7 protein-coding genes are annotated in these 11151 nt (G+C 62.5%); 5 read left to right on the top strand and 2 right to left on the bottom strand.

Going from position 1 to position 11151, the window contains the following annotated elements; all coding sequences use genetic code 11:
• From IL54_RS06460 to glgX, 4 genes are all read left to right on the top strand, one after another.
• A partial coding sequence (locus tag IL54_RS06460; RefSeq protein WP_037477969.1) for an alpha amylase C-terminal domain-containing protein occupies positions 1-724 on the top strand: 724 nt, incomplete at its 5' end.
• A 52-nt stretch (positions 725-776) separates the two neighbouring features.
• Positions 777-2036, top strand: coding sequence for a glucose-1-phosphate adenylyltransferase (gene glgC, locus IL54_RS06455; RefSeq protein ID WP_037474133.1), 1260 nt, complete (start codon positions 777-779; stop codon positions 2034-2036).
• Complete coding sequence (gene glgA / locus IL54_RS06450; RefSeq protein WP_037477967.1) at positions 2036-3484, top strand: glycogen synthase GlgA; 1449 nt, start codon at positions 2036-2038, stop codon at positions 3482-3484. Before glgC ends, glgA begins: the two co-directional genes overlap by 1 nt.
• Positions 3481-5361: a glycogen debranching protein GlgX gene (gene glgX / locus IL54_RS06445; protein WP_037474131.1), complete on the top strand. Its 1881-nt coding sequence runs from the start codon at positions 3481-3483 to the stop codon at positions 5359-5361. The genes glgA and glgX overlap by 4 nt, the downstream gene beginning before the upstream one ends.
• Here the strand turns inward: glgX and IL54_RS06440 are convergent.
• Together IL54_RS06440 and IL54_RS06435 are read right to left on the bottom strand one after the other, a co-directional pair.
• Positions 5342-5911, bottom strand: coding sequence for an NUDIX domain-containing protein (locus IL54_RS06440; protein ID WP_037474130.1), 570 nt, complete (start codon positions 5909-5911; stop codon positions 5342-5344). The genes glgX and IL54_RS06440 overlap by 20 nt on opposite strands.
• Before the next feature lie 20 nt (positions 5912-5931).
• A complete protein-coding gene (locus tag IL54_RS06435) occupies positions 5932-9744 on the bottom strand; it encodes a calcium-binding protein (RefSeq protein ID WP_037474128.1) in 3813 nt (1270 codons plus the stop codon).
• 359 nt (positions 9745-10103) lie between these two features.
• On the opposite strand from IL54_RS06435, the gene IL54_RS22765 reads away from it, so the two are divergent.
• On the top strand, positions 10104-11151 hold a 1048-nt coding region (locus tag IL54_RS22765; RefSeq protein WP_193378820.1), incomplete at its 3' end, for a tyrosine-type recombinase/integrase.

Here is an 11151-nt window from a genome sequence, read left to right as displayed (position 1 = left end):
CAAATGGAATATGGGCTTCATGCACGACACGCTGCGCTATTTGCAGCGCGAGCCGGTGCATCGCGCCCATCATCATGACGATATCACCTTTGGCCTCATGTATGCCTTTGCCGAGAATTTCGTGCTGGCGCTGAGCCATGACGAAGTGGTGCATGGTAAATCATCGCTGTTGCACAAGATGGCGGGCGACGATTGGCAGAAATTCGCGACGCTGCGGGCCTATTATGGCCTGATGTGGGGCTATCCCGGCAAGAAGCTGCTGTTCATGGGGCAGGAGTTCGCCCAGCGCGGCGAATGGAGCGAGGAGCGGGCGCTCGACTGGCATCTGCTCGACCATGCCGCGCATCTGGGGGTGCAGCATCTGGTGGGTGACCTCAACCGCCTCTATCGCAGCCGCGCGGCGCTTCATGCCCGCGATTGCGAGCCGGAAGGTTTCGAATGGGTGCTGGTCGACGGTGCGGCCGATAGCGTGTTCGCCTGGCAGCGACGCGCGCCCGGCGCGAAACCAATTGTCGTGATCAGCCATTTTACCCCTGTGCTGCGCCACGGCTATCGCATGCGGCTGCCTTCGGGGGGGCGCTGGCGCGAGATATTGAACAGCGATGCGGCCGACTATGGCGGTAGCGGCGCGGGGAATATGGGCATGGTGATGGCGGATGAGACGGGCTGGGCGAACATCACCCTGCCGCCGTTCGCCACGCTGATGTTCGAACTGGATATGTGACACCAACGGGCGCGTGCAGGCGATCGTGGGCGATAATGAGGAGAGGCCCATAATGCAGATAAGACACCAGCCGATCGCGCGCGATGCCATGGCCTATGTGCTGGCGGGCGGGCGTGGCAGCCGCCTGGCTGAACTGACCGACAAGCGCGCCAAGCCTGCGGTCCATTTCGGCGGCAAGGCGCGGATCATCGATTTCGCGCTGTCCAATGCGCTTAATAGCGGCATCCGGCGCATCGGCGTCGCGACGCAATATAAGGCCCATTCGCTGATCCGCCATTTGCAGCGCGGCTGGAACTTCCTGCGCCCCGAACGCAATGAAAGTTTCGACATCTTGCCCGCCAGCCAGCGCGTGTCGGAAAGCCAATGGTATGAAGGGACCGCCGACGCTGTGTTCCAGAATATCGACATCATCGAAAGCTATGCGCCCGAATATATGGTGCTGCTGGCGGGCGACCATGTCTATAAAATGGACTATGAGCTGATGCTGCAACAGCATGTCGACAGCGGTGCGGATGTCACCGTCGGCTGCCTGGAAGTGCCGCGGATGGAGGCGGTTGGTTTTGGCGTTATGCATGTCGATGACAAGGACGTCATAACCGCCTTCATCGAAAAGCCCAAGGATCCGCCCGCCATCCCCGGCCAGCCTGACGTCGCGCTGGCGTCGATGGGCATTTATGTGTTTCAGACCCGCTTCCTGATCGAGCAATTGCGGCGCGATGCGGATGATCCGCACAGCAAGCGCGATTTCGGCGGGGACATCATTCCCTATATCGTCAAACATGGCAAAGCTGTCGCCCACCGCTTTTCGGCCAGTTGCGTGCGGGCCGAAAGCGAGCTGGAACCCTATTGGCGCGATGTCGGCACGATCGACGCCTATTGGCAGGCGAGCATCGACCTGACCGATGTGGTGCCTTCGCTCGACCTCTATGACCGTAGCTGGCCGCTCTGGACCTATTCGGAGGTCACGCCGCCTGCCAAGTTCGTGCATAATGAGGATGGGCGGCGCGGGTCCGCGACCTCTTCGCTGGTGGCGGGCGGCTGCATCGTGTCCGGCTCCTCACTGCATCGCAGTCTGTTATTCTCCGGCGTCAAGACGCATAGTTTTTCGTCGGTGACCGATAGCGTCATCATGCCGAATTGCGAAATCGGGCGGGGTGCGCGGCTGCATAAATGCGTGCTGGATTCCGGGATCATCATTCCGCCGGGCCTGATCATCGGCGAGAATCCGACGGAGGATGCCCAACGCTTCCGCCGGACCGACAGCGGCATCTGCCTTGTGACGCAGCCGATGATCGAACGGCTGGTCGCCTGATCGTCATGCAATTGCTCTCCGTCGCGTCCGAAATCTATCCGCTGATCAAGACCGGGGGTCTGGCCGACGTCACTGGCGCGCTGCCCGGTGCGCTTGTCGGGGAGGGTGTGGCGACCCGAACGCTGGTGCCGGGCTATCCCGCCGTCATCGCGCGCATAGGCAAGGCGAAGGTCATGCGGCGCTACGACGCTTTGTTCGGCGTGGCCGCGACGGTGCTGGCCGCGCGCGTCGATGGGCTGGATCTGCTGGTGCTGGATGCGCCCGATTTCTTCGCGCGCGAAGGCGGGCCTTATGGCGATCATGCAGGTCATGACTGGGTCGATAATTGGCGGCGCTTTGCCGCACTGTCGCGGGTCGGCGCGGATATTGCGTCGGACGGGATCAAGGGCTGGCGGCCCGATGTAGTGCATGTCCATGACTGGCAAGCGGCCCTGACGACGGCCTATATGCGCTTTGGTCCGGCCCATGCGGTGCCCAAGGTCGTGACGATCCATAATCTGGCGTTTCAAGGGCGCTATGGGGCGGATGTGTTCGGGCAATTGGGCCTGCCACCCGAAGCCTGGGGCGTGGATGGCGTCGAATATTATGGCGGCGTAGGCTATCTGAAAGCCGGGCTGGTGTCGGCGGATGCCATCACGACCGTCAGCCCGACCTATGCCGAGGAAATCCGGTCGCCTGTTCATGGCATGGGGCTGGACGGCCTGATCAATGGCCGGGTCGATCGACTGCACGGGATATTGAATGGAGTCGATACCGCGATCTGGAACCCGGCGGACGATGTGCTGATCCCCAAGGCTTTCAGCGGTCGGGCGCTGGCGGGGCGGTTCGCTAATCGGCGGGCGTTGGAGCAGCAGTTCGGGCTGGATGCCGATGGCGCGCCGATCTTCATCATCGTCAGCCGCCTGACCTGGCAGAAGGGCATGGACCTGATGGTCGATGCGCTCGATCATCTGGTGGGGCTGGGCGCGAAGCTGGCGCTGCTGGGGTCGGGCGATCATCCGCTGGAGGGCGCTTTTCTGGGCGCGGCCGATCGCCATCGCGGGCGGATCGGCGTCCGAATCGGCTATGACGAGCCGCTCTCGCATCTGATGCAGGCGGGCGGCGATGCCATATTGATACCGTCGCGCTTCGAGCCGTGCGGGCTGACCCAGCTTTATGGGCTGCGCTATGGCTGTCTGCCAGTGGTGGCACGGGTTGGCGGGCTTGCGGACACGGTGATCGACGCCAATGCGGCGGCGGTGGCGGCGGGCGCAGCGACAGGTGTGGTGTTTGCCCCATCGGACCCACTGGCTTTGTATGGCGCGATTGCGCGCACGGTGCGGCTGCATCGCGATCGGCCAGTGTGGCAGGCGATGCAGCGGGCGGCGATGCGGACCGATGTGTCATGGGGCCAGAGCGCAGCGCGCTATGCGGCGCTTTATCGCAGCTTGTTGACGGCGGCGGCGTGAGCGCAGGTCCGGCCGCGCCGCGACTGAGCGCAAGTGGCGTGCATTTTTCGGTCTGGGCACCGGAGGCGAGCCATGTCTGGCTCTGCCTGTTCGATGCGGCTGACTGCGAAACCCGGATGGCGATGACGCGCGGCGAGTGCGGTGTGTGGCATAGCGAGGCGACAGGCGTGGGCGCAGGTGCGCGTTATGGCTATCGCGCCGATGGCCCTTATGATCCGGGAGCGGGGCTGTGGTTCGATCCCGACAAATTGCTGCTCGATCCCTATGCGACGGCGATCGACCGCGCCTTCGTCTATGACCCCGCGCTGGCTGCGCCGCGCGGAGAGGGGCCCGATACCGCGCCGCTTATGCCCAAAGGCGTTGTCGAAGCGCCCTTGGCGCCTTTGCCGAGCGCGCTACCCTGTTTCCGTCCCGGTGGCCTGATCTACGAGCTCCATGTGCGTGGCTTCACCATGTTGCATCCCGATGTGCCGGAAGCGCAGCGTGGCACCATCGCCGCGCTCGCGCATCCGGCGGTGATCGCGCATCTGCAACGACTGCATGTGTCGGCTATCGAACTGATGCCGATCAATGCCTGGATCGATGAGCGGCATCTGGGACCGCTCGGCCTCACCAATTATTGGGGCTATAATCCGGTCAACTGGTTCGCGCTCGACCCGCGCCTGGCGCCTGGCGGCATCGCCGAACTGCGCGAGACGGTGGCCGCGCTGCATGTGGCGGGGATCGGCGTCATCCTCGATATGGTCTATAATCATGATGGGGAAAGCGATGCCCAGGGGCCGACGCTATCGCTGCGCGGGCTGAATGCGCGCGACTATTTCCGGCATGCGGCCAATGGGCAACTGATTAACGATACCGGCACGGGCAATGCCATTACCTGCAACCAGCCGATGGTCCGCCGCCTGATCCTCGATTCGCTGCGCTATTTCGTGACGCAGGCGGGGGTGGACGGGTTCCGCTTCGACCTGGCGCCAGCGCTGGGGCGGATGGCGGATGGGTTCGATCCGCGCGCGCCGCTGCTGGAGGCGATGCGCGCCGATCCGATCCTGGCCGACCGGGTGATGATCGCCGAGCCCTGGGATATCGGGCCGGGCGGCTATCAACTGGGCCATTTTGGCGATCCTTGGCTGGAATGGAATGACCGCTATCGCGACGATATGCGCCGGTTCTGGCGCGGCGATGCCGGGATGTTGGGCGCGGTGGCGACCCGGCTGGCGGGATCGTCGGACATTTTTGGTGGCGCGACGACCCGGACGGTCAATTTCCTTGCCGCGCATGATGGCTTCACACTGGCGGACGTCACATCTTACGAACAGCGCCACAATCTCGCCAATGGCGAGGAAAATCGCGATGGCCATGGCGAGAATCTGAGCTGGAATAATGGCGTCGAGGGGCCGAGCGACGACCCGGCCGTGCAAGCGGCGCGTCGTCGCGATCGCATCGCACTGCTCGCCACGCTCTTTTCTTCGCGCGGGACGATCATGTTGACCGCAGGCGACGAGTTCGGGCGGACGCAGCAGGGCAATAACAATGCCTATGCGCAGGATAATGCGATCGGCTGGGTCGATTGGGCAGGGCGCGATATGGCGCTGGAGGCGGATGCCTTTGCGTTGGCGGCCTTGCGCGCGGGCAATGCGGATCTGCGCGGCACGGCGATATTGTCGGACGCCGACGTCGCCTGGCTGGACGAGGGCAGCGCGCCGCTGAGTGTCGCGCAATGGGAAGACCCACAGCGGCGTCGTTTCGCGTTGCGCTATCGCGGCAGCGGCCTCACGATCTGCGTCAATGGCGACGGGGAGGCTTGCTGGTTCCGGCTGAACGGCGAAGCGGTCGAGGTCGCTGCCCGCTCCGTCATGGTCATTCCACCGGCACGCTGAACAGGTCGGGCCGTCGCAGGCGCAGCGCCATCAGCGTGATCGCCAGCTTGCCATCGCTGATCTGCTTGTTGGCCATCATCGTCCACAGCGTATCGAGCGGCAGTTCGTGGACGGTGATATTCTCCTGCTCCTCGTCCAGGCCGCCGCCCGCCGCGATCCGGTCTGCGGCGCGATATTCGGCGAGATAATAATCGATCTTCTCGATGACGACGCTGGGGATGCTCCAGATTTGCCCCAGATGAATGAGCGTACCGATTTGCACGCCCGCTTCCTCCATCGCCTCCCGCCTGGCGCAGTCTTCAGGGTCATCCTCCAGCAAGCCCGCAATCGCTTCGAGCATGTCGGGCAAGCCGGCCATCATGACGGGCGCGCGCGGCATCGATACGGTCAGCGCGACGCGCCGCACCGGGTCGAAGGGGAGCAACGCCACCGCGCGGCGCATCTCCACCACATGCCGGTCGCATTCCTGCCCATCGGGCGCGCGCATCCGCACCATCAGCAGGTTGAGCCAATCCTGGTAGAGGGGGTTGATCGACAGGATGGTTGTCACCTGCTGTTGTTGCTCCTGGATCAGGCCACGATGAATATGTCGGCTGCGCTCAGGTCGAACAGGTCGCGCGCCTGTGCGACATGGCGCGCGGCGGTCGGCCCCGATCCGTCCGCGTCATATGCCAACAGTCCGGACGCGACATCATAGAGGATGCGGTCATCGGCGTCGATCGCGGCGTTGCCGAGACGAAAGGCACCAGCATCCAATGTGCCGATCGGCCCGATGTCGGCGAAGGCGGCCTGGGACAGGGCAAAACGATCTTCGCCCAACTGGAAGTCAAGGATGATGTCGAACCCGACAGCCTGCGGCGCTCTGCTGAACAGGAATGTGTCAGCGCCCTCGCGCCCCCTAAGCCGGTCATTGTTGCCGCCGCCGTCGATCACATCATTGCCGCGTGTGCCGATAATCTCATTATAGGCGGCATTGCCAATCAGGGTCTGACCCGAGGATGCCCTGGTGCCGATGAGATGTTCAATATGCTCCGGCAGGGTGTAGGTCAGCAATGCCGTGCGGACCGTGTCGCTGCCTTCATCAGCCAGTTCGATCACCGTATCCGCCACATGATCGACGATCAATATGTCATCGCCCGGCCCCCCTGCGATCTGATCGGCCCCCCGGCCGCCATTGAGAATGTCGTCGCCGAAGGATCCGGTCAATATGTCTGCGCCGTCGCCACCGGCGATGCGATTGTCCAGCTGATTGCCGTTCAGCGTCTGGCCGCTGTCGAGCATGCCGTAAAGATTTTCGATCGGCCCTCTCAATGTGTAGGTCGGGAGTGTCGTGCGGACGGCATCCATGCCGTAACCGTCTTCGATGACATCGCCAACATTGTCGACCATATACACGTCGCCGCCCCAGCCGCCGATCATCCGGTCGGCCCCAAGGCCGCCGTCGATCACTGTCTCGCCATCGCTACCCTCGATGACATTGTCCAAGTCGTTCCCGGTAAGCCATTGTTTATACTGCGATGTGCCAGTCAGCTGTTCGACATGGTCCGGCAGGGTGTAACGCATCATGTTCGTATGAATGACATCCGTGCCTTCCCCGGCCTGTTCAGTGACCATATCCCCTGCGTCATCAACAAGATAGAGATCGTCGCCACTGCCGCCAGCCAGTTGGTGCGTGCCGAACAGACCGTAGAGGCGATCGTCCCCCGTTGTACCGATCAGGCTGTCCGCCTGCGACTGGGGCAGAAAGATGAGGCCGTCAGGCGGCGTCATGCCGCCCAAGTCTGTGCTGGTCAGCATAGTGGCGAGGACATTTTCAAGCACCAGCACGACGAAAAAAGGCCTGGCGGCCGCATAATCATATTGCAGCACCAATGTGTCTGCGCCGCACTGGGCGAGTGCCAGTCGACCATCGAGGAACAACTGGCTGGAGTTCAGGGAGATGCCCATGGCACGAGCGTCTAGCACCAGACTGTCCTCGGCGAGGTGGAAGTCAGTCACAACCACTGGGGCGTTTCGGTTACCTTCCAGGGAAAGCCGGTCCGCGCCCGCGCCCAGCGTCACGCGAAAATCGCTGCCCTCGCCAATGGTCACCCGATCATTACCGGCGCCAGCGTCGATCCTTCCGGTCGCAGCCCCGTCCACCAGTATGATGTCATTGCCATCACCGCCCAAAGCGGTGACGATGTGATAGGGGTCAACCGCGCGGAAATTAATCTGATCGGCCCCGATGCCACCGTCGAGCAGTAGCCGGTCTGGCACGGCATAGCGATTGCCACGCGTTACCTCCAGAAGATCGTCGCCGCCCTGGCCGAACAGCCGGTCATCGCCGCTCGTCCTGTCATAGAGCCGGTCGGCACCGCCGCCCGTATCACTGCCGGCGCTGTCGCCATGCATGATATCATTGCCCGAACCGCCCGTGATCTGGTCAGCGCCAGCGCCGCCCTCGAACAGATCATCGCCATTGCTGCCCATCAGCGTGTCGTTGCCGTCGAGACCGCGGATCAGGTCATTGCCGGTCGATCCGGTTAGCCGATCATTGCCGGTCCCCCCGTCATCGACGGCGCGGGCGGCCACAAGGCCCGCCGGATCATAGCCAAGCTGCCATGCTGTTAGATCACTCGCCATGAATGCATCGAACGCCAATAGCGTGGCATAGCCATGGACGCTGCCAGCGCTGCCGTCCCGGTCCAGTTGCAACAGCGCGTCCGGCCCGGACTGGACAAGACGCAGATAGCCATCGGCAAAGGGATTGGACAGGCCGTTCCAGCCAAGCAGCGTGTCGCGGAGAAACGTGTCGAGGTCGACGCGATCGCTTGTGTAAAGGGACGTACCGATGGCGAAGTCGGTGACATGGATGAGGCCGCCGGGCGACAAGGGGACGCTGGAGGGTGTAAGGGTCAGCTTGTCTGCGCCGCTGCCTAGTGTAACCGTCACAAGGCCATGCGAGGGGGTGACATGAACGCGATCACTGCTGCTGCCTGCGTCTATGTTTGCACGTCGGACCGATCCGATCTCGATCCGATCCTCGCCGTTTCCGCCGAGGGCGGTGACACTGTCCAGCGTCCGGCCGACCGCATCGAACAGCAGCAGGTCGCTATGATGACCGCCATCCATCATTATGTCGCTGGCTGCCATCATGCCCGACCGCCGGACGATCAGCACATCTTCCCATGCCTGGCCGAATAGTTGATCATTCCCGCCGCGACTGTCGATCAACGTGTCGGCGGCCCCGTAAACGACGCTCGGATTTTCGGGATCGTCGCCATAGAGGATGTCGTTACCGATCCCGCCGACGATAGAATCGCGGCCGGTGTGACCGATCAGGAGGCCGTCGCCGCCGCGATTTTCAATCCGGTCGGAGCCGTCCAACCCGCGCATCTCCACCGTTCCACCCCATGCCAGCAGCAGGTCGTCATTATAATAAGAGCGATCCACGCCCAGAACGACCTGTCCCGGCACTGCCATGCCGAAATCCGCAGCCGACAGGGTAGAGGGAAGGGTAGCGTCGAACGTCAACAGGCTCTGGAAATCATAAGCGGTACCGCCGCCGTCCTGGTCGATGTCCAGCCGTGTGTCTGCACCGTCCTGCACCAGACGCAAAAATCCCGCGTCAAACGGATCGTCGCTTCTGGTCCATCCAGGCACGGACGTCCAGAACAGCGCCTGCAGGTCGATCCGATCCGTGCCACTGTCAAAGTCCGTCACATGGATGGTCGGGCCGACAAGCAGGCCGTCAGACTGGCCCGCGAGCAACAGCACGTCTGCACCGTCGCCCAGCGTGACCGTCACGTCGCCAAAGCGCGGGTCGATGGTGACAAGATCGTCGCCGCTTCCCGCATCGATCATGCCCGTCAGCACGCCCTCGATCATGATCCGGTCATCGCCGCTACCGCCCAATGCGGTGACATGGTCGAAGAAACGGCCATGCGTGCGCAGGGTGATCCGGTCGTTTCCGGCACCGCCATCCATCAGGATGATGTTGCTGTAGAGGTCGCGCCGTTCGACTTCGAGCAGGTCGTCGCCCGCCTGACCGTAGAGCATGTCGCTGCCGCCATGCCGGTCAATCACAATGTCGGCCCCATCACCGCCATCATTGGCGATGCTGTTGCCATATAGCCGGTCATGGCCGCTACCGCCGTTGACGATGTCCTGGCCCATGCCGCCTTCGACCAGATCATCGCCCGCTGCGCCGTAAAGCAGGTCTTCGCCGTCAAGACCGCCAATCTCGTCATCGTCCGCGCCGCCACGAATTAGATCATTGTCACTGGTTCCCAGCAATTGGGCATAGGCCGCAGCATCGAACCATGGATCGGGCGTGGCCGTTTCAGCAGCCGCAAATGGCCGGGCGGCAAAGGCACGGGCGGGCGCATTGATGATGGTCATGGATAGGGGCCTCGCATTGACACGGGGGGTGACAATCCTGTCACGGCATAGTGATGCGACCGAGAGGAGAATGCCCGCTCAGCGGTGTCGAGGCAAGCGCTAAAAAGACCGACGCGCGGATCGGCTTGATCATCAGGCACATGGGGGAAGGCTATGGTGAGTCCAGCTGGGTTCGAACCAGCGACCTACTGATTAAAAGTTATAGTCATGCATGTTCCGGCATGTCCCGAAAACCCCCATAATGCTTGCAATTCAGCCATTTTTATGTCCTGTATCGTTCCAGCTAATGCCGGGGTATATCGGGCCATCTGTTACCTAAGGTAACACATTTGCCGAGCCACTGAACGAGGATAGCAGTGATGCAGGCCATTGTCCTGACCGACTCGAAGATCTTGGGAATGAAGCCTCCGGCTGAGGGGCAGGCGGAAATCAGCGATGGCAAGGTGCCGGGTTTGCGCCTCCGCATTGGCAAATCTGGCGCAAAGACATTCATCGTTCGCAAGCGTGTGGGCGGGCGTATCCGCAACATCACACTTGGCCGCTATGGTCCCCGGTTCGGACTTGCGGAGGCCCGTAAGAAGGCGCGCACGGTCCTAAACGATATCGAGGAAGGTAAAGACCCGTCCGCGACGCTGTCAACGCCAAGGCGGGGCGGGAGAGGGGCCGGAACCGTCAGTGCGCTTTGGCCTGCATACCAAGCGGCAAAAGCTGATCTTCGATCGATCGGGGAGGTGACGCGCATATTTGAGAAATATGTTCTGCCCACGATTGGCGACCGCATGGCGGATGCCATCACGCGGGGCGACGTGACGCGGCTGATCGATGACGTCGCAGCCAATGCCCCTGTCATGGCGCGCGCGGTCCATGCCCAACTGTCAGCATTTTACACGTGGGCGCTTCCTGGCCTGGACCGATTGCCAGCCAATCCCTGCCGAGATGCCAGGCGGCCCCCTAAGCCGAAATCAAGGGTTCGGATATTGAGCGAGGCAGAATTGCGGGCGCTGTGGCAAGTTGCTGAAGCCCAGCCAGCGCCTTGGGGAGCGAGCCTGAAATTGCTCATGTTGACCGGAGCGCGACGATCGGAGGTATTCGAGGCCGAGCGGGCAGAGTTCGATATGAAGCGCAAAATCTGGACGATCCCAGCCGAGCGGGCCAAAAATGGGCAGGCTCATGTCCTGCATCTGGCACCGGCGGTAATCGACCTGATCGAACAAATCCCCGCTATCGATGGCAGCGCGAAGCTATTCCCGGCCGTTGGTAATCCCGACAATGCGGCCAGTGGCATATCCAAGGCCGTCAATCGCATTCGGGCCGATCTTACTAAGGTTATGGGCGCGGAGGTGCCGGAATGGTCGTTGCACGACATACGGCGCAGCGTGGCGACTAACATGCAGCGCATGGGTATCC

This window comes from Sphingobium sp. ba1 (genome assembly GCF_000743655.1).
Taxonomy (GTDB): Bacteria; Pseudomonadota; Alphaproteobacteria; order Sphingomonadales; family Sphingomonadaceae; genus Sphingobium.
Note: the sequence above shows the minus strand (reverse complement) of the source record. Positions and strands in the feature narration are given on the sequence as shown.